This is a genomic window from Curtobacterium sp. PvP017, assembly GCF_054060195.1.
This window is the reverse complement of record NZ_JBSSCY010000008.1, coordinates 1-23,788: the sequence shown is the minus strand read 5'-3', so window position 1 is coordinate 23,788 and position 23,788 is coordinate 1. Positions and strand designations below refer to the sequence as shown.

The following is a 23,788-nucleotide window of genomic DNA, read 5'->3' as shown; positions in this document are numbered from 1 at the left end:
ACAGGCCGCCGCCGGTAGGCTCTTCTTCCGTGGCTCTCACCATCGGAATCGTCGGTCTCCCGAACGTCGGCAAGTCGACCCTGTTCAACGCCCTGACCAAGAACCAGGTCCTCGCCGCGAACTACCCGTTCGCGACGATCGAGCCGAACGTCGGGGTGGTGAACCTGCCCGACTCGCGGCTCGACCAGCTCGCTGAGCTCTTCCACTCGGAGAAGACCGTGCCCGCGCCGGTGTCGTTCGTCGACATCGCCGGCATCGTCAAGGGTGCGAGCGAAGGTGAAGGCCTGGGCAACAAGTTCCTCGCCAACATCCGCGAGGCCGACGCCATCGCGCAGGTCGTGCGCGGCTTCACCGACGACGACGTCGTGCACGTGGCGAACAAGGTGTCCCCGAAGGACGACCTCGAGGTCATCAACACCGAGCTGATCCTCGCCGACATGGAGACCATCGACAAGGCGCTGCCGCGGTACGAGAAGACAGTGAAGCTCAAGCAGGCCGAGCCGATCGTGCTCGAGACCGCTCGCGAGGCCCGTGCCGCGCTCGAGCAGGGCACCCTGCTGTCCGCGACGAAGATCGACCTCGCGCCGATCGCCGAGCTCGGACTCCTGTCCGCCAAGCCCTTCATCTTCGTGTTCAACGTCGACGAGGCGATCCTGACCGACGACGCCCGCAAGGCCGAACTAGCCGCGCTCGTCGCCCCCGCCCAGGCCGTCTTCCTCGACGCCCAGGTCGAGTCGGAGCTCATCGACCTCGACCCCGCCGACGCCGCCGAACTGCTCGAGTCGACCGGCCAGACCGAGTCCGGACTCGACCAACTCGCCCGCATCGGGTTCGACACCCTCGGGCTGCAGACCTACCTGACGGCCGGTCCGAAGGAAGCCCGTGCGTGGACGATCGGCAAGGGGTGGAAGGCACCCCAGGCTGCCGGTGTCATCCACACCGACTTCGAGAAGGGCTTCATCAAGGCCGAGGTCATCTCGTTCGACGACCTGGTCGAGACCGGCTCCATCGCCGAGGCCCGCGCTGCCGGCAAGGCCCGGATCGAGGGCAAGGACTACGTCATGCAGGACGGCGACGTGGTGGAGTTCCGCTTCAACAACTAGGGGCAGCAGGAGGGGCAGGAATGCACGGGGGAACGATGACGTGGGTGGACGTGGTGTCAGCGGTGGCCACTGCGGTAGCAGCGCTGCTCTCCATTGCTGCCTTGGCCGTGACCATCTACGTCGCGCGAATTGCCAGTCGGCAGGCTCGGGAGCTTGCAAACGACCAGGCGCGTCGTGAGGCGAGCATGTTCATCTCGGCCTGGAAGCAGGACGTCCTGGCACACGGGAAGGCAGCGCTCGTTGCTGCGCGGAGCATTGAGGCGTTGACGAGTCCGAGATTGGCCGAACTGCTCTCGGACCAGTCAGTCAACGAAGCTGACACCGGGGCGCTTCGAGGCGAGGTCCGGCACTTGATCGCGCAGTTGGAGACTGAGGTCGCGCTCTTGCGCGCGATCGACACCACCATCAGCGACGAGCACCAGTTGCCGGTAGGGAGTCTCGCCAACCTCCTCAACGAGGCTGCCTGGATGGACACGGACGCCACCCATCTGGCGATCCTCGCTTTCGATCAGGAACTTGACCCAGAAGACGTCGCGGACCACAGAACGACCGTGGACGCTCTGATGAACGGATCGTTCGTCAACCTCAATCCGCGGCTCCTCGCAGAGTGCGCCGGCTACGCACCGGACGACGTTCCGACCTACTCGCAGCCGGGGTCGCCCTGGCCGCTGGTCTACGAGAAGCGTGAGTCACTGCTCATGGAAAGCTCGACGCTCAAAGGATCGTGGAAACCCGAGTCGCTCGCGGACGCAGCGGCGAGGTCATTGACCTTCAGTACCGACCGATTCGAGGACGCGCTCGTGGCGCTCCTCCGCGCCCTCGGTACACAGGATGAACCGAGCGCGTCGAAGCAACCCACACGCTCGCTTCGGCTCGTCTGAGCGCCCGAGGAGGCCCCCATGTCGTACGTCGTCGACTTCGTGAACGTGTCCACGGTGGGTCTGGAGTCCTCGCCGGTCGCCGACGCACTCGCCGGACTCCGGGCCAACGAGGCGCGGTACTTCGCGAACAAGTACGACCACGTGTTCACCACGCACGCCGCGGCTGATGTGCCGGATCTGGTCGCCTACGTGCGGCGGGTGCTCGAGGAGGAGCGCGGGCTGGTCATCGCGTCGCCACCGCTCGAGGCCACGGAAGCGCTCGTCGACGGCGTGCGCTGGACGTACGTGTTCTACGAGTCCGGCCTGGCGATCAACGTCCTGTACACGCTCGAGCCGGGCGGCAAGCGCGCCGTCGGCTTCAAGCTGTCCGACGGCATGGACGTGCCCGAGGAACTCGCCGACAAGTTCAAGTTCGCGCGGCAGAAGTCGAAGCTCGCCGGCACGATCCGCGGCTCGTTCTTCGTGGTGAAGGGCGAGTACTGACGTCGCGAAGCAGCCGTGTATGCAAAATGTTTGGTACGGCAGGCAACGCTGATTGACCCTGGTCACCACGAACCGGTGATGAAGGGCAGGGCATGGGCTATGACGGCGACTCTGGTGAAGATTGCGGTGATGCACGGCCTGTACGTCGGGTTCACGGGGGACAGCTCCCGAGCGCGGGCGATGCGGGAGCTGTTGAACGAGAAGCGGGCGTCAGCGGCACGGCGAACGGCAGCCGAGGAGAGGCGGACGCCAACGTCCTCAACATCGCTGCAACGGAGATGTTCAGTGGACCGGTAGCGTCTCCGCGCGTCCTGGCCGAGTACGAACGGCTCGTCCCGGGAGCGGCCGAGCGGATGATCGGCTGCCACCTCCGCTCCGAAGCGGTCGCTGCTGACGCCGTCGAGCGTCTGAGCAGAGCGGAGGCAGTCGCCGTCCTGACGGGTGTCATCGGTGCGCAGGTACTCACCGTCGGAGCGCTCATCGCGGGAGCGATTCTCATCTCGGCCGGTCACACGGTCGGGGCGTTCGCTGCGATCGTGCCGGGGGTACTCGGGGCGGCGTCACAGGTCGTGGCTGCGGCCCGTCGAGGTGCGTGACCGTCGCACGGACGGCCCCACGCACGACGAAGCGCCGCCGGGTAGCCCGGCGGCGCTTCGCGTTCGTCCTGGTGGAGCCTAGGCCGCGAGGGCCATCTCGCCCGCCTGCACGGACTGTGCCTGCAGCAGGGTGCGGCTGGCCTCGCCCGCCCAGGAGCGGCCCGGGACGGTCCAGCCGGCCTCGCCGACGGCGTCCAGACGGGTGCCGCGGGTGACGAAGGTCTGCAGGTCGTCGGCCGCGATGCGGACGAGGTACTCGCGCTGCGAGCGGTCGTCACGCACGGGGAACTCGGCGATGCGGTCGGGGGTGATCGTCGGGGCCGCGAGTGCGGTCCCGAACACGGTGATTCGTTCGTTGCTGGTCATGGTGCTGTACTTCCTGGTCATTCGGCGCCAGGGCGACTCGGCGTCGGCGGACGTCTCAGTCCGGCGCGACGCATCGAGTGCGGGGCGCGCACGTCGAGTTTCAACGTGCTGCTGATCCGTTCGGATCGAGCGGTGGTCTCGCTTGGAATGCGACTCGGGTGAGTCGGTGTCGAGACGTTGGTGTGCGCGAGTCAGATGGGTTCGCGGCAGTGCACCAACCAAGAACTATACGCACTCGAAGCGAAGAAGTCCAGCGACGGCCGGAAAGACGGTTCAGGACGCCAGGAACGCGTCCCAACGGGCGCCACCGGCAGCCGCGTTCCCGGAGCCGTCGAGTCGTGCAGCGGCGGAGGCCGGCTTGCGCGAAGCCTGCGCGTGGATGAGCTCGTCGAACGAGCCGGAGAACCCGAGGCGGGGCAGTGCGGTGGCGACGGCGTGCAGGTCGTCGGTGGACCACCGGGAGAACCCGGCACCGGAGACGTCGAGCGAGGTGGCGACCTCGAGCAGGTGCCCCTCCACGTCCATCGCGGGGTCGACGGAGGTCCACATGTGCCGCTCGATGACCTCGCCGACGCGTCGCGCGCGGGCTGCGTCCCACCCGGCGCCGAGGGCGAAGACGGAGCCCACAGCGCCGCCGGCGTCTTCGAACGGCACGGCGTGGGCGTCGAACGACGGTGTCACGCCGAGGTCGTGCAGCATCGTGGCGACGAAGAGCAGCTCGCGGTCGGGCTCGAGGTCGACGGTCGGGGCGAGCAGGACCGCCCACGCCCACGAGCGCAGGCAGTGGTTCACCAGCGCGGGGGAGGACCAGGTGCGAACGACGTCCAACGCCCGTGCGGCGACGGGGGAGGGTGGGGTGAGCAGGGCTTCGACGTCGAGCGACATGGCACGACAGTAGCGGTGCGGCGGAGCCGTAACGGCGCGGAAACGTGCCGGGCCCGAGCCGGAAACAGCGCACCGTTAGCTTTCGGATCACTGAGTACCCGCTCAGCACCCGACCTCCTCCCGAAGGACCTGCACCCATGCAGCACCGCCTCCGGCTGCGCCCCCGCGCGACGATCGTGTCCTCGACACTCGTCGCCGCCGGGGCGATCGGCCTCGCCGCCCTGACCGCCGCACCGGCACAGGCAGCACCGACCGCGACGACCGCGACCATCGACGCCCCCACCACCGCGACCGTCGGCACCGCGTTCGACGTCGACCTCACGATCCCGGCGACGACCGACGTCTACGCGTTCGAGATCACGCTCGACGCCGACGCGGACTCCGTGGCGTACGTCGACGACAGCGTCACCGGTCCCGACGGCGGCTTCGACAGCGTCGAGCAGGACGGCGACGCCCTGACGGTCGTGCACACCCGCCTCGGGACGTCCCCGGCGCTCAGTGGCGACCTCGCGGCGTCGATCGGCCTGACGCCGACCGCAGCGGGCAGCGTCGACCTGGCGGTCACGAGCATCACGCTCGTCGGCTCCGACGGCACCTCGACGACGCTGACCGACCCGGCGAGCACCTCGATCTCGATCGCTGCAGCGGCGACGGCCACGCCGACACCCACCCCGACGGCCACGCCCACCCCGGGCGCCACCGCCACGGCCGACCCGGGCACCGGCGCGGGCGACCCCGACCCGACGGCCACGGCCGGCCCGAGCGACCCCTCCGACCCGACCAGCGGCGCGACCGCCGTGGCCGCAGCGGGTGGCGACCGTCCGACCGGTGGCGAACTCGCCTGGACCGGCGCCGACGTCGCCCCGTGGATCGCCGCGTCCCTGGCCCTCCTCGCCGCCGGCGGAACCCTGATCACCCTGCGTGCGCGCCGCGCCCGCCGCGAGCGCACCGGAGCAGCAGAATGACCGCCAAGAAGCCGGCCGCCAGCAAGCAGGTCGCGGCAACGACCACGACCAGCCGGAAGCGCACCGCCGTCGCCGGCGCCTCGCTCATCGCCCTCGTCGGCACCGTCCTCGCCGCGACCCCAGCGATCACGGCCGCAGCAGCACCCGCAGCCGTCGATGCCAGCCCGGCCGCCATGCTCGCGCCGTACTACACGGACCTCGACCTGACCGGCGACGAGCAGGTCACGAAGTCCGACCTCGCGGTGCTCACCGACCACCTCGGCGCGACGAGCGCCAGTGACGACTGGGCGACCGTCAGCGCCGCGGACACCGACGCCGACGGCACGATCACCGTCGCGGACCTCGCGGCGCTGTCCCAGCGGATGATCTACGACGACGGCCCGTTCACGCTCGTCGAGGCGTCCACCATCGACATGCAGGCCGCCATGAACGCCGGGGTCACCACCTCGGTCGCCATCACGCAGGACTACCTCGACCGCATCGCCGCGTACGACCGCACGAAGGTCGACTCCGCGTCGACCGGCCGCGCGCTCAACTCGATCGTCACGACGAACGCCGAGGCCCTCGCTGCAGCGAAGACGGCGGACGCCGAGCGTGCCGAGCACGGCATGACGAGCATGCTGCTCGGTGTGCCGATCGCGGTGAAGGACAACTACGACACCAAGGACATGCCGACCACGGGTGGCTGCGGCTGCTGGGACGACAACCAGACCGACACCGACGCCACGATGGTCGCCGGCCTGCGCGGTGCCGGTGCGGTGATCCTCGCCAAGGCCAGCCTCGACGAGTTCGCCTACGGCTTCGTCTCGGAGTTCTCGTCGAACCAGCCCGCCGGTTCGTCGTTGCTGGTCGCCAGCCCGTACAACACGGCGCAGACCGCCGGTGGCTCCAGCGGTGGTACCGGTGCGGCGATCGCGGCGAACCTCGCCGGCATCGGGTTCGGCACCGACACGGGCGGCTCGATCCGCATCCCGTCGACGTACAACCAGCTCGTCGGTATCCGCCCGACGGTCGGCTTGGCCAGCCGCGACGGCATCATCCCGCTCGCGCTGTCGCAGGACACCGGCGGGCCCATCGCCCGGTCGGTGACCGACGCGGCCGTCGCGCTCGACGCCGTCACCGGTGTGGACGCCGCGGACCCCGTCACGAGCGCGCAGTCCGGCAAGGTGCCCACCTCGTACACGTCGTCGCTCGACGCCGACTCGCTCGAGGGCGCCCGCATCGGCTACGTCACGAGCATGGTCGGCACGAACGCCACGGCCAAGCGGCTGTTCGACGCGTCCGTCGCGAAGCTCGAGGCGGCCGGCGCGACCGTCGTCCCGATCACCGCGACGACGGCGTTCAACCGGGTCCTGTCCGAGGGCAGCGGCAGCACGAACGAGTTCAAGCACGACCTGGACGAGTACGTCGCGAAGCACCTCGACCCCGACGTGACCGCCCGGTCGCTGCAGGGCATCCTGGCCTCGGGCGAGTACGTGCCGAGCCGCAAGTCGACCTACGAGTCCCGCGACCTGATCACCGACGCGCAGTACCAGGCGTGGGCCGGGCCCACGGGTTCGCACACGACCCAGCTCGCCACCGGCAAGCAGCTCGTCACGCAGATGCTCGACGACCAGGACCTCGACTCGCTGATCTACCCGTCGGGCACGCCGTACGGCACGCAGTCGACGAACATGCGCCTGAGCCCGAACACCGGCATGCCGGCGATCACCGTCCCGATGGGGCAGGCGACCGCGGCCGACGGCACGATCACCGGCGCCGGCGTGAACCTCGAGTTCCTCGGCCGCTCGTTCGACGAGAGCACGCTGATCGGCCTCGGCTACGCCTTCGAGCAGGAGACGACGGCGCGCACCACGCCCGCGCTGTACCCGGCGCTCGGCTGAGCTGAGCGGGTCGCGTGACGCGACCACAGGATGGACGGGAGGCCCGTGGCGACACCGCCACGGGCCTCCCGTCCGTCTGCTCCGTCAGTTCAGGGTCGGAGTGTCCTCCGGCACGACGCCGTCGGCGTACAGGTCGGTCGCGAGGTCGCGGAGCGCGCGCAGCGCGACGCGCTGCGTGAGCGGACCGTAGGAGATGCGGGCGACGCCGAGTGCTTCGTACTCGGCGGCGGGCAGGGCACCCGGCAGACCGATGACCGACAGCTTGCCGCGGCCGAGGCCGTCGACGAGCTGCTCCACGACGCCACGGTCGATCGCGCCGGGCACGAAGACGAGTGCCGCGCCGTTGTCGAGGAACGCCTTGCCGCGCGCGATGGCGTCCGCGATGCTCTCGTCGATCGGACGGTCGCCGCCGCGGGCGATCGCGTCGGTGCGGGCGTTCAGCTGGAAGTCGACGCCCTCGGCCTGGGCAGCGGCGGTGATCGCGGCGACCCGGGCGACGGCCTCGTCGAAGGGACGCAGGCGGTCCTCGACGTTGGCGCCGACGATGCCGGCGCCGATCGCCCGCCGGATGGTCTCGGCGGGGTCCTCGTACCCGTCGTCGAGGTCCGCGGTGACCGGCAGGTCGGTCGCGGCGGCCACGATCGCGGCGCCCGACAGTGCGAGGTCGAGGGGCATCCCGCCGTCCTCGTACCCGTACGACGCGGCGATCGAGTGTCCGGCGGTCGCGATCGCCTTAGTACCTGGCAGGTCGCTGACGACCTTCGCGGTGATCGCGTCCCACACGTTCACGACGCGGAGGATCTCCGGGGCTTCGTGCAGCTGCTTGAGGGTGGTGGCCTTGTCGGCGGTGCTCGTGCTCATGGGACCGACAGTAGGCGGGGCGACGCCCCGCGTCCCAGGGTGCGCGGAAGACGACGCTCGATGACGGGCGGGCTCGCGCCGGGCCTCCCGGTCGGTGCATGCTGGGACGCATGGCGAGCGACGAGCAGGACCCGGTCGGCACGCTCCGCGGGGTCCGGACGAGCATCAAGTGGACGCGGTACGCGCCCGACGTGCTGCCGCTGTTCGTCGCCGAGATGGACCACGACGTCGCGCCGGAGATCCGGCAGGCCCTGATCGAACGCGTGTCGCAGTCCGACCTCGGCTACCTCGACGGACCCGGGCCGCTCGCGCCGGCGTTCGCGCAGTTCGCCCTCGACCGCTGGGGCTGGGAGATCGACCCGTCCCGGATCCACCTGGCCACCGACGTCAGCGTCGGCATCGTCGAGTCGCTGCGACTCGCGCTGCCCGACGGCGGCCGCGTCGCGATCACGCCGCCGGTGTACCCGCCGTTCTTCGAGCTCGTCGACGAGGCCCGATGTCAGGTGGAAGAGGTCCCGCTGCTCGAGCAGTGGGGGCAGTACCGGCTCGACCTCGAGGGCCTCGAGCGGGCGTTCGCCGGCGGGGTCGGCGTCTTCCTGCTCTGCAACCCGCACAACCCCGTCGGACTCGTGCACGACCGGGCCGACCTGCTCGCGATCGCCGAGCTCGCCGCGAAGTACGACGTGCTCGTCATCAGCGACGAGATCCACGCCCCGCTGACCCACCCGGGCGTGCAGTTCACCCCGTTCGCGGCCGTCGCCGAGCCCGTCGGAGCCCGCAGCGTCTGTGTGACCTCGGCGAGCAAGGGGTGGAACCTCGCGGGCGTGAAGTGCTCGATCATCGTCGCCGGTGACGACCGCACCGCCGCGCTCCTCGACACCCTGTGGGAGGAGGTCGCCTGCCGCACGAGCATCCTCGGGCTGCACGCGAACCTGGCGGCGTTCACCGTCGGGACCACCTGGCTCGACGAGGTGGTGTCACGGATCGTGGCCAACGACCGACTGCTCGCGAAGCTCCTCGCCGAGCACCTGCCCGGTGTGGTCTACACACGGCCGCGCGCCGGGTACCTGGCGTGGCTCGACTTCCGCGGGATCGGGCTCGGTGACGACCCGGCCGTACCACTGCGTGACAACGCCTACGTCGCGCTGAACTCCGGGCTCGGGTTCGGGAGCGAGGGGCGTGGGTTCGTTCGCCTCAACCTGGCGTGCTCACCGGAGACGTTGCGCGAGGCCGTGTTCCGCATCGCCTCGGCGTACCCGTCGAGTGCGCAGGAGGGGTTGGTCTGGCACGTCGCGTGAGCGCGTGGCGGTGATGCGTCCAGGAGGCCAGGCTCGGCTCACGCGGGTCGGCGCGCCTCGATGAGGTGGCGCGTCGAGTGCGCCACGAACGATCCGTCCCGTTGGATCAGCTCGTGCAGGTCGAGCAGACGGTCGCGGTACCGCTCGACGGTGAAGTCCGGCACCCACCAGATCACCTTGCGGAGCAGGTAGACGACCGCGGCGACGTCGTGGATCTCGATCCGGGTCCGCGCGGTCCGCAGCTCGACGATCTCGAGTCCGGCGGCACGTGCTGCGTCGGCTTCGTCGTCGTGGTGCCGGCCGCGCCGCTCGACGGGCTTCGGGCCGAGGAAGAACTCGATCAGCTCGAAGACGCTCGCGGGTCCGACGTGCTGGGCGAAGTACGTGCCCCCGGGAGCGAGGACCCGTGCGAGCTCGTCCCAGTGGATCGCGGCCGGGTGTCGGCTCGTCACGAGGTCGAACGCGCCGTCGGCGAAGGGCAGCGGCGGCTCGTCGGGGTCGGCGACGACGACCACGCCGCGCGGGTGCAGGTGTCGTGTGGCGGTGGCGACGTTCGGCGCCCAGGACTCCGTCGCCACCGCGGTGGCTGGGAACGCCGGCGCTTCGGCGAGGACCTCGCCACCGCCGGTCTGCACGTCGAGGCTGGCGGTGCCGGGGACCCCGGCGAGGCGACCGAGTCGCTCGCCGAGCATCTTCGCGTAGCCCCACGGCGGGCGTTCCTCGGTGGCGCGGCCGTCGAGCCACGAGAAGTCCCAGCCGGTGACGTCGGCGGCTTCGCCGATCGCGATCAGGTCGTCGAACGTGGTGGTGCTCATGCCGTCCATCTTGGCTTCGAGACGGAGCAGGGACGAACACCGGTGATCCCCAACGTGAGTCCGAGGTGGGCTGTACGTATTTCGCCATCTGAAACTTGACCGAACGGATTTCGGCGCGGAAGACTCGTCCGAAGACTTGAAGGCACGATCCTGAGTGGCTGTGGCCTTGCAGCGTCCGGATGCCGAGCGGCAGGAGAAGAGTTCTGATGACCACGGAGTCTGTGGCGGATTGGCGGCCGATCTTCGCTGCTCTCGCCAACGACGACATACGACGCGTGTACTCGGAGGTCGTGCTCGAGCGTGCGCCGATCGTGGACCCGACGGTGCAGCAGTCGGCGCGGACTCGACGAGCGGTGGAAGCGCTGCGCCGCATCGGGCTCATCGAGGAGGAGGACGGCGTGTTGGTCGCGCGGAGCGATCCCTTCTCCAATGCGCTGCGCGCCCAGGCTCCCGACAGACCGGACGGCATCGGCCGGTTCTTGCGTGATGGGCGGATCGCGCAGTACCCGGCGCGCCCGTCAGATCGGATGGAGCTCCTGCGGTGGGTGGCCGACCAGGCGCTGGAAGAGGGAGAGACGCTCAGCGAGCAAGCGGTCAACGCGCGGCTCAGCGCGTTCCATGACGACCCTGCGGTACTCCGCCGGTACCTGGTCGACGCCGGGCTCGTCGATCGAGATCGTGCCGGAAGTGCGTACAAGCGCAAGCCGACGGTGCGCGCCAAGGAAGAGGCGACGGTGAGTCGTCACGTCGTCCGTGCCGAACGCGACGCGAAGTACTGGGTCATCTCGATCGACGGCGTCGTCCGGACACAGGCGAAGCGCGAGCGCGAGATCGAGGTCATGGCCCGAGACTGGCTCGCGTTGATGAACGAGCGCGAGCCTGAGTCGTTCGAGCTCGAGATCGATGTGACGCACGCGCGTGCCGCAAGAGGTCGCTTCTCTCGCTGAGGTCGCCTCGAGGCCCAGTGAGCGCCCGGGTCAATCGATGTACTGGTTGCGCCCGACCACACGGATCTGCAGGTCGTCGGTGCGGTCCATCGCCAGGATCTCGCGGGCCACGAAGCCGACAGCCGGCCAGCGGTCGACCTCGGTCACCATGAAGCCGTCGATGAACACCTGCCACGCGCCGCGCTCACGGACCGCCTGTACCTCGTACGTCGCCATGCCGCGAGCGTACCGAAGCGGGCCGGTCCGCCGTCAGTGCAGCTCGAACGTCAGCGCAGCTCGAGCGTCATGTGCACGTCGGCGCGGACGTAGGGGCTCGGCACGAGCTCGTCGGCGCGCAGGCGCCGGAAGCCGAACGCCTCGTACAGGTGCACGGCGCTGGCCAACTGCGCGTTGCTCTCGAGGTCGATGCGGTGCGCGCCGAGCTCCCGGGCGCGGTCGAGTGCGGCGGCGATGAGCTTCCGACCGGTGCCGTGCCCCTGGTGACCGGGCGCGACGGCCATCTTCACGAGCTCGAACACCCCCGAGGTCGTCGGCACGATGCCGATGCACCCGATCACCTGGTCGTCGAGTCGCGCGACGAAGACGGCCCCGCCGGGTTCGACGACGTGACCGACGGGGTCGCCGAGGAACTTGCGGTCCTCGTCCTCGAGCGCGAAGAACTGCGTGATCCAGGCCTCGTTGAGGACGCGGAACGCCTCGGCGTCGGCGGGGGTGGCGAGGTCGGCGATGGTGACGGTGGAGATCGCTTCGGGCATGGCTCCATCCTGCGATCCGGATGGGGTCACGTCCAATACTCGTTCGCGTTGATCGATACGCTGCATGCATGGATCGGGATCCGGACGTCGACCTCCGCCAGCTCCGTGCGTTCCTCGCAGTGGCCAACGAACTGCACTTCGGCCGCGCTGCCGAGCGCCTTCGCATCGCGCAGCCCGCGCTGTCCCAGCAGATCCGCCGCACTGAGCGCGAACTCGGCGTCGACCTGTTCGTCCGCACGAGCCGCAGCGTCGCCCTCACCGCCGCCGGCCAGACGCTGCGGGGGCGTGCGCGGTCGTTGCTCGGGCAGGTGCGCCGCGACCTGGACGAGACGGTCCGGGTCGGTCGGGGCGAGGCCGGCCGGCTCGACGTCGGGTTCGTCGTCTCGGCGCTGCCCCTCGGTCCGATCGAGCGGGTGCAGGCGTTCCGCGAGCGCTACCCCCTGGTCCGTGTGGACCTGACCGAGGGCTACTCGTCGACGCTCCTCGCCCGGATCGTGCGGGGCGAGCTCGACCTGGCCGTCGTGCGCGACCCGGATCCGGACCCCGCCGTGCGGCTGCTGCCGTTCCGGACCGAGGCCTTCGTCGCGGCGGTCCCACGCGGACACCGGCTCGCCGATCGTCGAGCCATCCGCGGCACCGAGCTCGTGGACGAGCCGTTCGTGTTCTTCCCCGCCGTGGCCGGTTCGCTCGCGACCGAGCGCAACCTCGCACCGGTCACGGCCGGCGGTCGACGACCCGTGGTCGTTCAGGAGGCCACGACCTGGGCCACCGTCCTGCACCTGGTTGGTGCGGGACTCGGCGTGACCGTCGCTCCGGAGAGCGCCGCGCTCGCCGCACCGGACACCGTCGTGCTGTTGCCGCTGACCGACAGCGATCACCGCAGCGAGTTGTCGTGGGCGATGCGTGCCGACGACGACCGCGAGATCCTGCGGAACTTCGTCGAAGCCGACTGAGTGACGCCGACTGAGCGACGCCCGGCGGGAAGCGCTCCGCTCAGCCGAGCGCGAGCACGGGTGCCCGGTGGTCCCCGAGCTCGTCGACGTGCCACGGCCGTGCACCCCGCAGGGTCAGCCCGAGCTGCACGAGCACGAACCCGACGTGGGGTTCGACGTCCGGGTCCCACGGCCCCTCGACCCCGAGGCCGAACGCACCGAGCTCGTCGTCGGCCTCGTCGCGAAGGGTCAACCGCCAGCGTCCGTCGCCGAGCTCCTCGACAACCGCCCAGCGGGCGGTGCCGAAGCGGCTCACGCCGACTTCATGATGTCCGCGGTGAAGTTCTGCACGCGCTGCAGCAGCGAGGCGCCGCGCATCGCGATGGTCGCCGGCGGGTTGAGGTGCGGGGGCGCGGTGCGGATGAGCATCGAGCACCCGAGGTCCTCGCAGATGTAGGTGCCGATGGTGTTGCCGTTGCGCCCGGCCTCGCCCGCACGGGGCGCCGAGAACAGCCGCACCTGCGTCGCCGGCTGCGGGGAGTGGCAGAACGAGCACATCGCGGCGATGCCGGCGCGGAGGGAGCCGCCCGCGGACCGGACGATGATGCCCACGGGGCGGTCGTCGATCCAGGACACGATGTACCCGCGGCGGGCGGCCTGCGGGTCGCGCCAGCCCAGGAACTCGCGCTCGTCCCAGAGCATCTCGTGCAGGCCGGGGATCGGCAGCTGCTCGAGCTCGTCGGGGGTGGCGTTGACGAACGAGGATCGGATGTCGGCTTCGGTCAGTGGCTTCACGGTCCGATCACCATATGCCTCGCCCCCGACACGTGGTGCGTCAGGACAGTCGGGAGGCGCGGATCGCCCCGAGCGCGCTGCTCTCGTCCGCCACCAGGACGGCCCGGCGCAGGGCGTCGCGTCCGACGCGTCGGGCCGCGGCGTCGTCGGCGGCGAACTCCACGAGGACGCGCGTCGAGCGCGCCATGGCGCGCGCACCGGGCACCCACGGGACCGCACGCTCGATCGATTCCGCGACCGCGACGGCCGCCGCGTGGTGCTGGGTCAGGTGGGCGCGCTCGTGGGCGACCACGGCCTCCAGTTCGTCCGTCCGCAACCGGTCTGCCAGGCCGGTGCTGACCAGCACACCGCCGCTCCGTCCGGGCACCGCGCAGGCCAGGGCGTGGTCCGCGTCGACGACGGCCACCGGGGTGCCGTCGATCTCGCGGTGCGGCGCGACGCCGGAGCGCATGGCCTGGCGGACGGCCTCGTGCTCGGGCCCGGGGCGGACGCGGACGGCGACGACGAACGCGATGACCGCGAGCAGTGCGACGCCGACGTTGAAGCCGTGGGTGGGGGAACCGTCGCCGCCCAGGAGGTCGGTGAGCGGGCGGTCGGCGAGCACGACGAGGGCGATGCCGGCGACGAACCCGACGACGCCGAGCAGCACCGCGAGCGACCAGCACACCAGGGCGGTGCGCGGGCGGTCGATGGTCCAGGCGGACCGGGTCAGCACCCTCGGGGCGAACACGACCACCAGCAGGGCGAGGACGATGAGCGCGATGCCGGCGACGACCACGGAGCGACCCCGGTCAGGAACGTGCGCGGGCGTCGAGGGCGCGGCGCAGGGCCTCGAGGTCGTCGGAGGCGAGCGAGCCGGTGAACTGCAGCAACGCTGCTTCACGGTCGGCCGAGGCGGCGAGCGCACTCGACATGAGGGACGCGGTCTGCTCGTCGCGACTGTGCACGGCGCGGAAGCTCAGCGGGGCGTCGTCGTGCTCCTGCCGCTCCACCTGCCCCTTGCGGCCGAGACGGTCGAGGACGGTGAGCACCGTGGTCAGTGCCGGACGGGGCTCCGGGAAAGCGTCGAGCACCTGGCGGGCGGTCAGGCCGTCGGTCACGGAGCGGAGCGCGTCGAGCACCGCTTGCTCGAGCTGCCCCCTGGGGCGTGATCGCTGTCCGGCCATCCCCGCATTCTACGAGATGTCGAAGGCCGGCACGCGACACACGTTCGTAACGCGGTCTGGGTATGCTCGGCGCGGACAACTGAACACACCGGCCGCTCATCCGTCGCGGGAGACGCCGTGCAGCGCCCACGGGTACATCGTGCCCATGGGCACATCGTGCCCATGGGCACATCGTGCCCTCGGGCGCACGCACGGCACCGAAGGAGCAATCCCCCCGTCAATCTCTCAGGTCCCACACCGCAGCGGACAGGCCACTCTGAAAAGCAGACGCTCAGTCGTCTCGCCCACGGTGAAAGCCGCCGGACCTCACGGGCCGCGGTGAAACTCTCAGGCCCATGACAGAGGGGGAGTTCCACCCGGCGATCGTCGCCGGGCCCTGCTGATGCCAGGAGAACTCCGCCATGAGTCCGACGCCACTGCGTTCGTCCCCGCTCGAACCCGCGCACGAAGCCGCCGGTGCGACCTTCACCGACTTCGCCGGGTACCGCATGCCCGTGCGCTACTCGTCCGACCTCGCCGAGCACCACGCCGTCCGACAGTCGGCCGGGGTCTTCGACCTGTCGCACATGGCCGAGATCGGGGTGACCGGTCCGGACGCCGTCGCCTTCCTCGACCACGCGCTCGCCGGTTCCTTCGGCGCGATGCCGCTCGGCCGCGCGAAGTACTCCCTGCTGCTCGCCGAGGACGGCGGGATCCTCGACGACCTCGTCGTGTACCGCACCGACGACGACGTGTTCCTCGTCGTCGCGAACGCCTCGAACCGCGAGGTCGCCGTCGCCGCGCTGTCCGAGCGCACCGACGGCTTCGACGTCGCGGTGTCGGACGACTCGGACAGCACCGCACTCGTCGCGATCCAGGGCCCAGCGGCAGCCGGCACGCTCGACGCCCTCGTCGTCGCCGACCGCCTGCAGCCGGAGAGCCCCCTCGACGACCTCGGCTACTACCGCGCCCTGCACGCCGTGTTCGACGGCTCCGAGGTGCTCGTCGCCCGCACCGGGTACACCGGCGAGGACGGCTTCGAGCTGTACTGCGCCCCCGAGGTCGCCCCGGCGATCTGGGACGCGCTGCTCGAGGCCGGCGCCGACCGCGGTGTCGTCCCCGCCGGACTCGCTGCACGCGACACCCTGCGGCTCGAGGCCGGCATGCCGCTGTACGGGCACGAGCTCAGCACCGACGTGCGCCCCGCCCAGGCCGGACTCGGCCGCGTGGTCGCGAAGACCGGCGACTTCGTCGGCGCGGCCGGTGTCGCGCCGACGGACGACGCCCGCGTGCTCGTCGGGCTCGTCACCGAGGGGCGCCGCGCCCCACGTGCCGGCTACGACGTCGTGCACGACGGCACGGTCGTCGGCACCGTCACCTCGGGTGCTCTCTCACCGACCCTCGGCCACCCCGTCGCGATGGCCTTCGTCGACCCCGCGCTCTCCGCCGAGGGACAACTCCTGCACATCGACGTCCGCGGGACGGCCATCCCCAGCACCGTCACCGCGTTCCCCTTCTACCGCCGCGCCTCGAAAGGCTGATGTCATGACCGACCAGACCGCACTCCAGTACACGGCCGACCACGAGTGGCTCCTCGTCGAGGGCGACACCGTCACCGTCGGCATCACCGACCACGCCGCCGAGCAGCTCGGTGACGTCGTCTACGTCGAACTCCCCGCCGTCGGCACCGCCACCACCGCCGGCGCGCAGATCGGCGAGATCGAGTCCACCAAGAGCGTCGGCGAGCTGTTCGCGCCGATCGAGGGCGAGGTCATCGCGGTCAACGACGCCGTGGTCGACGCCCCCGACACCGTCAACCAGGACCCGTTCGGCACCGGCTGGCTCGTGAAGATCAAGGTCGAGGGCACCTCGTTCCCCGAGGACCTGATGGACCACGACGCGTACCGGGCGTCCATCGCATGACCGGCCCCGACGACCAGCAGGTGTTCCAGAACCTGCAGACCTCCTTCGCCGACCGCCACATCGGCACCACCCCGGCTGACCAGCAGACCATGCTCGACACGATCGGCCAGACGTCGCTCGACGCCCTGGTCCGCGCCGCGATCCCCGAGTCGATCCACGCGGCACCCGTCACCGACTCGGTGATCCCCGCCGCCGTCGGTGAGACCGAGGCGCTCGCCGAACTGCGGGCGAAGGCCGGACGCAACACCGTCCGCCGCGCCATGATCGGCCTCGGCTACCACGGCACCCACACGCCCGCGGTGATCCAGCGGAACGTGCTCGAGAACCCGAGCTGGTACACGGCCTACACGCCGTACCAGCCGGAGATCTCCCAGGGCCGGCTCGAAGCGCTCATCAACTTCCAGACGATGGTCTCCGACCTGACGGGCATGGCCACCGCCGGTGCCTCGATGCTCGACGAGGGCACCGCCGTGGTCGAGGGAATGCTCCTCGCCCGCCGCGCGTCCAAGGTGAAGGGCGACGCGTTCCTGGTCGACGACGAGCTGCTGCCGCAGACCCGCGCGCTGCTCGACCACCGCGCGGACGCCGTCGGCATCACGCTGCGTGCATTCGACCCCGTCGCCGGACCGACCGACGAGCAGCTCGACGGCGCCTTCGGCGTGATCGTGCAGTACCCCGGTGCCTCCGGCCGGATCGTCGACCCGTCGTCGATCATCGAGCGCGTGCACGCCGGGGGCGGCATCGCCGTCGTCGCGGCCGACCTGCTCGCCATGACCCTGCTCGCCAGCCCCGGCGACCTCGGCGCCGACGTCGCAGTGGGGACGAGCCAGCGCTTCGGCGTCCCGCTCGGGTTCGGCGGCCCGCACGCCGGGTACCTCGCCGTCCGCGCCGGACTCGAGCGCCAGCTGCCCGGTCGCCTGGTCGGGGTGTCCTTCGACGCCGACGGTGCGATGGCCTACCGCCTCAGCCTGCAGACCCGCGAGCAGCACATCCGCCGCGAGAAGGCGACGAGCAACATCTGCACCGCGCAGGTCCTGCTCGCCGTCATGGCCTCGATGTACGCCGTGTACCACGGACCCGAGGGGCTGCGGTTCATCGCGAACCGGGTCGCCCGGACGACGTCGGCGCTCGCCGCGGTCGCCCGTGACGCCGGCCTCCAGGTGGTGCACGACGCGTTCTTCGACACGCTCACCCTGCGGGCCACCGGTCGCGCCGGGGCGCTCGTCGCCGCAGCGCAGGACGCGGACTTCCTGCTGCACCAGGTGGACGAGGACGTGTTCCAGCTCTCCGTCGACGAGACGACCACGCCCGACGACGTCGCCCGACTGGCGGGCGTGTTCGGGGCCGTGGACGTGACCGTCCCCGCGACCGAGGCTGCCGTGCGTGACGCGGCCACGGGCCTCCCGGCCGGGCTGCAGCGCGAGAGCGAGTACCTGACGCACCCCGTGTTCAGCGCACACCGCAGCGAGACCCGCATGATGCGGTACCTGAAGCACCTGGCGGACAAGGACTACGCGCTCGACCGCGGCATGATCCCGCTCGGCAGCTGCACGATGAAGCTCAACGCGGCGACCGAGATGGCGGCCGTGACGTGGCCGGAGTTCGCGAACATCCACCCGTTCGCGCCGCGCGGTGACGTCGAGGGCTACCTCGACATGATCGGTGACCTCGAGTCCTGGCTGGCCGAGGTCACCGGGTACGACACCGTGTCCCTGCAGCCGAACGCCGGCAGCCAGGGCGAACTCGCCGGGCTCCTCGCGATCCGCGGGTACCACCAGGCCAACGGCGACGCCGAGCGCACCGTCTGCCTGATCCCGTCGAGCGCGCACGGCACGAACGCCGCGTCGGCGGTCCTCGCCGGCATGAAGGTCGTCGTGGTCGCCTGCGACGAGAACGGCAACGTCGACCTCGCCGACCTCCGCGCGAAGACGGAACAGCACGCCGACACCCTCGCGGCGCTGATGATCACGTACCCGTCGACCCACGGCGTGTACGAGCACGACATCCGCGAGATCTGCGACGCCGTGCACGACGCCGGCGGGCAGGTCTACGTCGACGGCGCGAACCTCAACGCGCTGCTCGGCCACGCCCGCTTCGGCGACTTCGGCGGCGACGTCTCGCACCTCAACCTGCACAAGACCTTCTGCATCCCGCACGGCGGCGGCGGACCGGGTGTCGGTCCGGTGGCGGCGAAGGCGCACCTCGCGCCCTACCTGCCGGGGCACCCGTTCGCGCAGCAGGCCGACCGCCGGCCCGGCTCGACCGCGGCCGACGCCGACGGCCGACTGGCGCACGCCGGTGGCCCGGTCAGCGCGGCCCCGTACGGCAGCCCGAGCATCCTGCCCATCACCTGGACCTACGTCCGGATGATGGGGCTCGAGGGCCTCACCCGTGCGACCGAAGCCGCCGTGCTCGGGGCGAACTACATCGCGGCGCGACTGCGCGACGCGTTCCCGGTGCTCTACACGGGCGACGACGGGCTCGTGGCGCACGAGTGCATCCTCGACCTGCGGCCCCTGCGCGACACCACCGGCATCACCGTGGACGACGTCGCGAAGCGTCTGGTCGACTACGGCTTCCACGCCCCGACCATGTCGTTCCCGGTCGCCGGCACCCTGATGGTGGAGCCGACGGAGAGCGAGGACCTGGCCGAGCTCGACCGCTTCGTCGACGCCATGCTCGCGATCCGGGCCGAGGCCGCGGCGGTCGAGCGCGGGGAGTGGCCGGCGGACGACAACCCGCTCGTGCACGCCCCGCACACGGCGTCGTCGGTGATCTCGGGGGAGTGGGCGCACGCCTACACCCGCGAGCAGGCCGTCTACCCGCTGCCCGGCATCAGCGGCCGCAAGTACTGGCCGCCGGTCCGCCGGATCGACCAGGCGTACGGCGACCGCAACCTGGTGTGCGCCTGCCCGCCGGTGGAGGCGTTCGCGTAGCGACCCGCGTCCTCGACGCACCACCGAGACGACGGCAGGCCCGTGGCGGATCCGCCACGGGCCTCCCGTCATCCCTCGGTCAGGTCACGCGACCGGTGTGACGGGCAGGTGCTCCGCCCACCACGCGAGGACGTGCTCGAACCGCTGCACGCGGTGCCACGGCGAGCCGGAGCGGGAGAGCTCGTGGCCCTCGCCCGGGAACACGAGGAACGACGCGTCGACCCCGGCGCGCCGGAGCGCGACGAACTGGCGCTGCCCCTGCTCGATCGGGCAGCGCCAGTCCGCTTCCGAGTGCGCGACCATGAACGGGATCGTGACCTGCGCGGCGTACGTCAGCGGGCTCCGGCGACGCTGCTCCTCGGGGTCGGCGCCGACGTAGGCGTCGGCGAAGTACCAGCCGATGTCTGAGCTGCCCGCGAACGAGTCCCACGCGTTCACGGCGCGTTCGCTCCACGCGGCGACGAACCGGTCACCGTGGTGGGCGGCGACCCAGCTCGTCATGAACCCGCCGTACGAGCCGCCCATGATGCCGACGCGGGCCGCGTCGAGGTCGGGGCGCTCGAGCGCCGCGTCGAGCAGGGCGAGCACGTCGTCGACGTCGACGGTGCCCATCGCACCGATGACCGCGCGGCCGTGGTCGAGGCCGTAGCCGGCAGACCCGCGCGGGTTGCCGATGACGACGGCGTACCCGGCACTGGCGTACACCTGCGCCTCGTCGAAGAACGTCCAGGTGTCCTGGCCGAACGGTCCGCCGTGCACCACCCGGAGGACGGGGTGCGGGCCGTCGCCCTCGGGCAGGACGACCCAGCCGTGCACCGGGGTGCCGTCGGCAGCGGTGCCCGTGAGCTCCTCGATGCGGCGGACACCGGGGGCGGACGCCTCCGACCGGAGCGGAGCCGCGTAGTCGGTGATGACCGTCGGCAACGCATCGTCGGATGCCGCGAGGTCGACCACGTGCACCTCGCCGGGCGAGTCCGTCGTGGCCGCCGTGGCGACCAGGACGTCCCCGTCGACGTCGAAGCCCGAGACGACCAGACGGCCCCCGAGGACGACCCCGAGCTCGTCGAGCTGGAGCGGCGCCGTCGTTCCGGCGGGGACACGACGCACGGTGACGGTCCCGCGGTCGAGTACCGCGACGAGGACGTCTCCGCGGTGGAGCACCGGCGTTCCGGTGACGTCGACCGTTGCCCGTGCGGTCAGTCGGATCGGATCGGAGCCGTGCGCCGCGACCCAGAGGCCCTCGGGTTCGGCGACCAGGCGGCCGTCGAGGTGCGACGCCCCGATGTAGTACACGGTGCCGTCCGGGGCCGTCGCGATCGCGCTGACGGAGCCCTCGGTCCGGATCGCGAGCGTCATCGTGCCGTCGGACGCGTCGACGCGGTACAGGTCGTCGTCGTGGGTCTCGCGTGCACCGAGGTCACGCGGGGCCACGACGAGGAGCGCGCCGCCGTCGGGGTACCAGGCCGGAGCGGAGACCGAGCCCGGCGCACTCGTCAGCGGGGCGTCCACCGGCGCCGCGGCGGGGTCGGTGACGTCGACGACCACGATCTGCTGCAGCTTGTCGAGCAGGTACCCGGTGCCGTCGACGTGGAAGTCGAGCCGGGAGACGAGCCGGGGTGCCTCGGCGTTCGGTGCCGGACGACGGTCGGCACCGGGGACCGTCGAGCCGTAGCGGCCCGGTTCGGGGAAGCGTGCGGTGACCGCGACCCGCGTCGAGTCGGGCGACCAGACCGGGTCGCCGGCGCCGAGCGGCAGGGCGGTGACGATGCGGGCCTCGCCGCCGTGCACCGGTGCCACGGCGAGCTGCGGGTGCGCGACCCCGCGGTCGTCCTCGACCGACCGGAGGAACGCGAGCGCGAGCCCGTCCGGGGACAGGACCGGTGACGAGTCGCGGTCGCCGGAGGTCCAGCGGACCGCGCCCGCAGCGGTCACGCGCTCGATGGTGCTGCGGGAGGCGTCCTGCTCGAGGTCCGGACGGGAGACCGCGACGAAGGCCGCTCCGGTGTTCCCGGGATCACCGCTCACGGAGGGGGAGAAGGGGACGTGGAGATGGGGGATGTCGTTCGCGAGCACGTGTTCACGGTACGGCTGGGGGAGGGTGGATGCCCGGGTCCTGAGGGGGACTCGTGACAGGTGTTCCTTGCACAGAACTGTGTCGCAGTGCAACGAATTTCATGCAGATGCAACAAAAGCGCGAGGGCGTTCAGCGAGCGCGCGAATCTTGCATCCTCTCGCAAGGATCGTGCAAGTTGGTTACCGGCTTGTAACCGTTCGCTCCAGGGTTTGGAGGCTGCTGTCCACCTTGCCTACAGTGCAGATGTCAAACGCGCCCGGGCGACACCGCTGTGCCCTGCGCGTCCCATGCACCAGGAGGAACCTTGATCAAGAAGCGCGCCGGGCTTTCCGCCCTCGCCGTGCTCGGGGCCACAGCACTCGCCCTGACCGCCTGCTCCAGCAACAGCTCCGACGGGGGTGGCTCGGGCTCGGCGAACGCGTCCGGGATCGTCACCACCAACGGCAGCGAACCCCAGAACCCGCTGATCCCGTCGAACACCACCGAGACCGGTGGCGGCAAGATCATCGACTCGCTCTTCGAAGGCCTCGTCTCGTACGACGCCGACGGCAAGCCGGTCAACGAGGTCGCCAAGAGCATCGACACCGATGACTCGAAGACGTTCGACATCACGCTGAACACCAACTACACCTTCACGAACGGCGAGAAGGTCACGGCCGAGTCGTTCACCAAGGCGTGGAACTGGGCAGCCCAGAAGTCGAACGCCCAGGGCGCCAGCTACTTCTTCGAGAACATCGAGGGCTACAACGCCGACAAGGACTCGGAGCTCACGGGCCTCAAGGTCGTCGACGACGACGAGTTCACCGTCACGCTGAAGTCGGCCCAGTCGGACTTCCCGCTGTCGCTCGGCTACTCGGCCTTCGTGCCGCTGCCGTCCTCGTTCTACGACGACACCAAGGCGTTCGGTGAGAACCCGATCGGCAACGGTCCGTACAAGCTCGACGGCAAGAAGGCCTGGACGCACAACCAGTCCATCAAGCTCGTCACCAACAAGGACTACGAGGGCAAGCGCAAGCCGAAGAACGGTGGTCTGACGATCACGTTCTACGCCTCGCAGGACACCGCGTACTCCGACGCGCAGGGCGGCAACCTCGACGTCCTCGACGCCGTGCCGGACAGCGCCTTCAAGACCTACAAGTCCGACTTCCCGGACTCGAACGTCAACCAGCCGGCCGCCATCTTCCAGGCGATCTACCTGCCGTACTACCTCGACCACTGGAAGGGCGAGGAAGGCACGCTGCGTCGTGAGGCCGTCTCGATGGCCATCAACCGCAAGCAGATCACCGACAAGATCTTCGACGGCACGCGCACCCCGGCGAAGGACTTCACGTCGCCGGTCATCGCGGGCTGGAACGACGACCTCGACGGCTCCGACGTCCTGGACTACAACGAGTCCGAGGCCAAGAAGCTCTGGGCCGAGGCCGACAAGATCTCGAAGTACGACGACACCCTCACCATCACGTACAACGCCGACGGTGGGCACGAGGCGTGGGTGACCGCGGTCACGAACTCGATCTCGAACACGCTCGGCATCAAGGCCGAGGGCAACGCGATCCCGACGTTCCAGGAAGCCCTGGACCTTCAGACGAACGACAAGCTCACGGGCGGCAGCCGCACCGGTTGGCAGGCCGACTACCCGTCGCTGTACAACTTCCTCGGCCCGACCATGGGTGAGGGCTCGTCGAACAACTACTCGCGGTACGACTCCAAGGAGTACAACGAGCTGCTCGCCGAGGGCCGTTCGGCCGCCACGGTCGAAGAGGGCAACAAGGCCTTCGACCAGGCCCAGGAGCTCCTGTTCAAGGACCTCCCGGAGATCCCGCTCTGGTACTCGAACGTCACCGGTGTCTGGAACGCGGACAACGTGTCCAACGTGAAGTTCGGTTGGAACTCGGTGCCGCTGTACTACGACATCGAGGTCAAGAACTGATCTAGGTCTCCCAGAGACCAAAGCGCGAGCAGGTATCCTGCCTCGCGACCACCGGACGGGGGGGGGGGGGGGGCCCCCCGGGCCCCCCCCCCCCCCCCCCCCCCCCCCCCCCACCCCCCCCCCCCCCCCCGCCCCCCCGCGCGGGGGGCCCCCCCCCCCCTCGACTCCCCCGGTCACCGGACGACCGCCGCGTCGTGCTGGCGGAGCGCGGGCAG

24 protein-coding genes and 2 riboswitches are annotated in these 23,788 nt (G+C 70.6%); of the genes, 13 read left to right on the top strand and 11 right to left on the bottom strand.

Going from position 1 to position 23,788, the window contains the following annotated elements; all coding sequences use genetic code 11:
- Positions 1 to 29: 29 nt before the first annotated feature.
- From ychF to ACVKXF_RS14925, 4 genes are all read left to right on the top strand, one after another.
- Entirely contained in the window at positions 30 to 1,103 is a 1,074-nt protein-coding gene (ychF, locus tag ACVKXF_RS14940) for a redox-regulated ATPase YchF (RefSeq protein ID WP_123313302.1), read from the top strand.
- Positions 1,104 to 1,138: 35 nt separating this feature from the next.
- Entirely contained in the window at positions 1,139 to 1,984 is an 846-nt protein-coding gene (locus ACVKXF_RS14935; protein ID WP_456796208.1) for a hypothetical protein, read from the top strand.
- 18 nt (positions 1,985 to 2,002) lie between these two features.
- Positions 2,003 to 2,467 (top strand): phage tail protein, encoded by a 465-nt coding sequence (locus ACVKXF_RS14930; RefSeq protein ID WP_123294134.1) that lies wholly within the window; start codon positions 2,003 to 2,005, stop codon positions 2,465 to 2,467.
- A gap of 92 nt (positions 2,468 to 2,559) precedes the next feature.
- Positions 2,560 to 3,063 carry a hypothetical protein gene (locus ACVKXF_RS14925; protein WP_396290400.1) on the top strand — a complete coding sequence of 168 codons (504 nt, stop codon included), beginning with the start codon at positions 2,560 to 2,562 and terminating at the stop codon, positions 3,061 to 3,063.
- A gap of 78 nt (positions 3,064 to 3,141) precedes the next feature.
- Here the strand turns inward: ACVKXF_RS14925 and ACVKXF_RS14920 are convergent, their stop codons facing one another.
- Both ACVKXF_RS14920 and ACVKXF_RS14915 read right to left on the bottom strand, forming a co-directional pair.
- Positions 3,142 to 3,429, bottom strand: a complete 288-nt coding sequence (locus tag ACVKXF_RS14920) for a hypothetical protein (RefSeq protein WP_131845315.1) — start codon at positions 3,427 to 3,429, stop codon at positions 3,142 to 3,144.
- A 273-nt stretch (positions 3,430 to 3,702) separates the two neighbouring features.
- Positions 3,703 to 4,314 carry an HD domain-containing protein gene (locus ACVKXF_RS14915; RefSeq protein WP_456796206.1) on the bottom strand — a complete coding sequence of 204 codons (612 nt, stop codon included), beginning with the start codon at positions 4,312 to 4,314 and terminating at the stop codon, positions 3,703 to 3,705.
- A 137-nt stretch (positions 4,315 to 4,451) separates the two neighbouring features.
- Between ACVKXF_RS14915 and ACVKXF_RS14910 the strand changes: the two genes are divergently transcribed.
- A complete protein-coding gene (locus ACVKXF_RS14910; protein WP_456796205.1) occupies positions 4,452 to 5,279 on the top strand; it encodes a hypothetical protein in 828 nt (275 codons plus the stop codon).
- Positions 5,276 to 7,162 carry an amidase family protein gene (locus ACVKXF_RS14905; protein ID WP_456796204.1) on the top strand — a complete coding sequence of 629 codons (1,887 nt, stop codon included), beginning with the start codon at positions 5,276 to 5,278 and terminating at the stop codon, positions 7,160 to 7,162. The genes ACVKXF_RS14910 and ACVKXF_RS14905 overlap by 4 nt, the downstream gene beginning before the upstream one ends.
- Before the next feature lie 84 nt (positions 7,163 to 7,246).
- Here ACVKXF_RS14905 and ACVKXF_RS14900 read toward each other — a convergent pair whose 3' ends face one another.
- Entirely contained in the window at positions 7,247 to 8,023 is a 777-nt protein-coding gene (locus ACVKXF_RS14900; RefSeq protein ID WP_456796203.1) for an isocitrate lyase/PEP mutase family protein, read from the bottom strand.
- A gap of 110 nt (positions 8,024 to 8,133) precedes the next feature.
- Between ACVKXF_RS14900 and ACVKXF_RS14895 the strand changes: the two genes are divergently transcribed.
- Positions 8,134 to 9,321 carry a MalY/PatB family protein gene (locus ACVKXF_RS14895; protein ID WP_456796202.1) on the top strand — a complete coding sequence of 396 codons (1,188 nt, stop codon included), beginning with the start codon at positions 8,134 to 8,136 and terminating at the stop codon, positions 9,319 to 9,321.
- Between the two features lie 38 nt (positions 9,322 to 9,359).
- Here the strand turns inward: ACVKXF_RS14895 and ACVKXF_RS14890 are convergent, their stop codons facing one another.
- Entirely contained in the window at positions 9,360 to 10,136 is a 777-nt protein-coding gene (locus tag ACVKXF_RS14890) for a class I SAM-dependent methyltransferase (RefSeq protein ID WP_456796200.1), read from the bottom strand.
- Positions 10,137 to 10,315: 179 nt separating this feature from the next.
- On the opposite strand from ACVKXF_RS14890, the gene ACVKXF_RS14885 reads away from it, so the two are divergent.
- Positions 10,316 to 11,083: a DUF2087 domain-containing protein gene (locus ACVKXF_RS14885; RefSeq protein ID WP_456796199.1), complete on the top strand. Its 768-nt coding sequence runs from the start codon at positions 10,316 to 10,318 to the stop codon at positions 11,081 to 11,083.
- 30 nt (positions 11,084 to 11,113) lie between these two features.
- Here ACVKXF_RS14885 and ACVKXF_RS14880 read toward each other — a convergent pair whose 3' ends face one another.
- Both ACVKXF_RS14880 and ACVKXF_RS14875 read right to left on the bottom strand, forming a co-directional pair.
- Entirely contained in the window at positions 11,114 to 11,299 is a 186-nt protein-coding gene (locus ACVKXF_RS14880) for a hypothetical protein (protein WP_123313312.1), read from the bottom strand.
- Between the two features lie 50 nt (positions 11,300 to 11,349).
- The gene (locus ACVKXF_RS14875) at positions 11,350 to 11,838 is read right to left on the bottom strand and encodes a GNAT family N-acetyltransferase (RefSeq protein ID WP_456796198.1); all 489 of its coding nucleotides are present in this window, start codon (positions 11,836 to 11,838) and stop codon (positions 11,350 to 11,352) included.
- A 68-nt stretch (positions 11,839 to 11,906) separates the two neighbouring features.
- On the opposite strand from ACVKXF_RS14875, the gene ACVKXF_RS14870 reads away from it, so the two are divergent.
- The gene (locus ACVKXF_RS14870; RefSeq protein ID WP_456796197.1) at positions 11,907 to 12,791 is read left to right on the top strand and encodes a LysR substrate-binding domain-containing protein; all 885 of its coding nucleotides are present in this window, start codon (positions 11,907 to 11,909) and stop codon (positions 12,789 to 12,791) included.
- Positions 12,792 to 12,831: 40 nt separating this feature from the next.
- Here the strand turns inward: ACVKXF_RS14870 and ACVKXF_RS14865 are convergent, their stop codons facing one another.
- From ACVKXF_RS14865 to ACVKXF_RS14850, 4 genes are read right to left on the bottom strand one after another with little or no spacing between them, the layout of a single operon-like run.
- Complete coding sequence (locus ACVKXF_RS14865) at positions 12,832 to 13,086, bottom strand: hypothetical protein (protein ID WP_111084959.1); 255 nt, start codon at positions 13,084 to 13,086, stop codon at positions 12,832 to 12,834.
- Positions 13,083 to 13,565, bottom strand: a complete 483-nt coding sequence (locus tag ACVKXF_RS14860; RefSeq protein ID WP_123673093.1) for an FBP domain-containing protein — start codon at positions 13,563 to 13,565, stop codon at positions 13,083 to 13,085. Before ACVKXF_RS14860 ends, ACVKXF_RS14865 begins: the two co-directional genes overlap by 4 nt.
- Positions 13,566 to 13,605: 40 nt before the next feature.
- Positions 13,606 to 14,343, bottom strand: coding sequence for a M48 family metalloprotease (locus ACVKXF_RS14855; RefSeq protein WP_123313316.1), 738 nt, complete (start codon positions 14,341 to 14,343; stop codon positions 13,606 to 13,608).
- Positions 14,344 to 14,356: 13 nt separating this feature from the next.
- Positions 14,357 to 14,731 carry a BlaI/MecI/CopY family transcriptional regulator gene (locus ACVKXF_RS14850; protein ID WP_111084962.1) on the bottom strand — a complete coding sequence of 125 codons (375 nt, stop codon included), beginning with the start codon at positions 14,729 to 14,731 and terminating at the stop codon, positions 14,357 to 14,359.
- 96 nt (positions 14,732 to 14,827) lie between these two features.
- A riboswitch (glycine riboswitch) is annotated at positions 14,828 to 14,981 on the top strand.
- Positions 14,982 to 15,083: riboswitch (glycine riboswitch) on the top strand.
- A 49-nt stretch (positions 15,084 to 15,132) separates the two neighbouring features.
- On the opposite strand from ACVKXF_RS14850, the gene gcvT reads away from it, so the two are divergent.
- Genes gcvT through gcvP form a run of 3 tightly spaced genes read left to right on the top strand, consistent with a single transcriptional unit; the run spans position 15,133 to position 19,569 of the window.
- Positions 15,133 to 16,251 (top strand): glycine cleavage system aminomethyltransferase GcvT, encoded by a 1,119-nt coding sequence (gcvT, locus tag ACVKXF_RS14845; protein ID WP_456796196.1) that lies wholly within the window; start codon positions 15,133 to 15,135, stop codon positions 16,249 to 16,251.
- A gap of 4 nt (positions 16,252 to 16,255) precedes the next feature.
- Positions 16,256 to 16,633 carry a glycine cleavage system protein GcvH gene (gene gcvH, locus ACVKXF_RS14840; protein WP_123313318.1) on the top strand — a complete coding sequence of 126 codons (378 nt, stop codon included), beginning with the start codon at positions 16,256 to 16,258 and terminating at the stop codon, positions 16,631 to 16,633.
- The gene (gcvP, locus tag ACVKXF_RS14835; RefSeq protein ID WP_456796195.1) at positions 16,630 to 19,569 is read left to right on the top strand and encodes an aminomethyl-transferring glycine dehydrogenase; all 2,940 of its coding nucleotides are present in this window, start codon (positions 16,630 to 16,632) and stop codon (positions 19,567 to 19,569) included. Before gcvH ends, gcvP begins: the two co-directional genes overlap by 4 nt.
- 84 nt (positions 19,570 to 19,653) lie before the next feature.
- Here gcvP and ACVKXF_RS14830 read toward each other — a convergent pair whose 3' ends face one another.
- Positions 19,654 to 21,642 carry a prolyl oligopeptidase family serine peptidase gene (locus ACVKXF_RS14830; RefSeq protein WP_456796194.1) on the bottom strand — a complete coding sequence of 663 codons (1,989 nt, stop codon included), beginning with the start codon at positions 21,640 to 21,642 and terminating at the stop codon, positions 19,654 to 19,656.
- A gap of 305 nt (positions 21,643 to 21,947) precedes the next feature.
- On the opposite strand from ACVKXF_RS14830, the gene ACVKXF_RS14825 reads away from it, so the two are divergent.
- Positions 21,948 to 23,573: a peptide ABC transporter substrate-binding protein gene (locus ACVKXF_RS14825; protein ID WP_123313321.1), complete on the top strand. Its 1,626-nt coding sequence runs from the start codon at positions 21,948 to 21,950 to the stop codon at positions 23,571 to 23,573.
- Positions 23,574 to 23,788: the final 215 nt, after the last annotated feature.

What these genes read in the sequence shown, in the direction of transcription:
- gcvT (WP_456796196.1), top strand. Translation starts at nt 15,133, where the DNA reads ATGAGTCCGACGCCACTGCGTTCGTCCCCGCTCGAACCCGCGCACGAA.
- ACVKXF_RS14850 (WP_111084962.1), bottom strand. Translation starts at nt 14,731, where the DNA reads ATGGCCGGACAGCGATCACGCCCCAGGGGGCAGCTCGAGCAAGCGGTG.
- ACVKXF_RS14880 (WP_123313312.1), bottom strand. Translation starts at nt 11,299, where the DNA reads ATGGCGACGTACGAGGTACAGGCGGTCCGTGAGCGCGGCGCGTGGCAG.
- ACVKXF_RS14930 (WP_123294134.1), top strand. Translation starts at nt 2,003, where the DNA reads ATGTCGTACGTCGTCGACTTCGTGAACGTGTCCACGGTGGGTCTGGAG.
- ACVKXF_RS14935 (WP_456796208.1), top strand. Translation starts at nt 1,139, where the DNA reads ATGACGTGGGTGGACGTGGTGTCAGCGGTGGCCACTGCGGTAGCAGCG.
- ACVKXF_RS14905 (WP_456796204.1), top strand. Translation starts at nt 5,276, where the DNA reads ATGACCGCCAAGAAGCCGGCCGCCAGCAAGCAGGTCGCGGCAACGACC.
- ACVKXF_RS14885 (WP_456796199.1), top strand. Translation starts at nt 10,316, where the DNA reads ATGCCGAGCGGCAGGAGAAGAGTTCTGATGACCACGGAGTCTGTGGCG.
- ACVKXF_RS14900 (WP_456796203.1), bottom strand. Translation starts at nt 8,023, where the DNA reads ATGAGCACGAGCACCGCCGACAAGGCCACCACCCTCAAGCAGCTGCAC.
- ACVKXF_RS14920 (WP_131845315.1), bottom strand. Translation starts at nt 3,429, where the DNA reads ATGACCAGCAACGAACGAATCACCGTGTTCGGGACCGCACTCGCGGCC.
- gcvH (WP_123313318.1), top strand. Translation starts at nt 16,256, where the DNA reads ATGACCGACCAGACCGCACTCCAGTACACGGCCGACCACGAGTGGCTC.
- ACVKXF_RS14890 (WP_456796200.1), bottom strand. Translation starts at nt 10,136, where the DNA reads ATGAGCACCACCACGTTCGACGACCTGATCGCGATCGGCGAAGCCGCC.
- ACVKXF_RS14925 (WP_396290400.1), top strand. Translation starts at nt 2,560, where the DNA reads ATGGGCTATGACGGCGACTCTGGTGAAGATTGCGGTGATGCACGGCCT.
- ACVKXF_RS14870 (WP_456796197.1), top strand. Translation starts at nt 11,907, where the DNA reads ATGGATCGGGATCCGGACGTCGACCTCCGCCAGCTCCGTGCGTTCCTC.
- gcvP (WP_456796195.1), top strand. Translation starts at nt 16,630, where the DNA reads ATGACCGGCCCCGACGACCAGCAGGTGTTCCAGAACCTGCAGACCTCC.
- ACVKXF_RS14910 (WP_456796205.1), top strand. Translation starts at nt 4,452, where the DNA reads ATGCAGCACCGCCTCCGGCTGCGCCCCCGCGCGACGATCGTGTCCTCG.
- ACVKXF_RS14915 (WP_456796206.1), bottom strand. Translation starts at nt 4,314, where the DNA reads ATGTCGCTCGACGTCGAAGCCCTGCTCACCCCACCCTCCCCCGTCGCC.
- ACVKXF_RS14875 (WP_456796198.1), bottom strand. Translation starts at nt 11,838, where the DNA reads ATGCCCGAAGCGATCTCCACCGTCACCATCGCCGACCTCGCCACCCCC.
- ACVKXF_RS14895 (WP_456796202.1), top strand. Translation starts at nt 8,134, where the DNA reads ATGGCGAGCGACGAGCAGGACCCGGTCGGCACGCTCCGCGGGGTCCGG.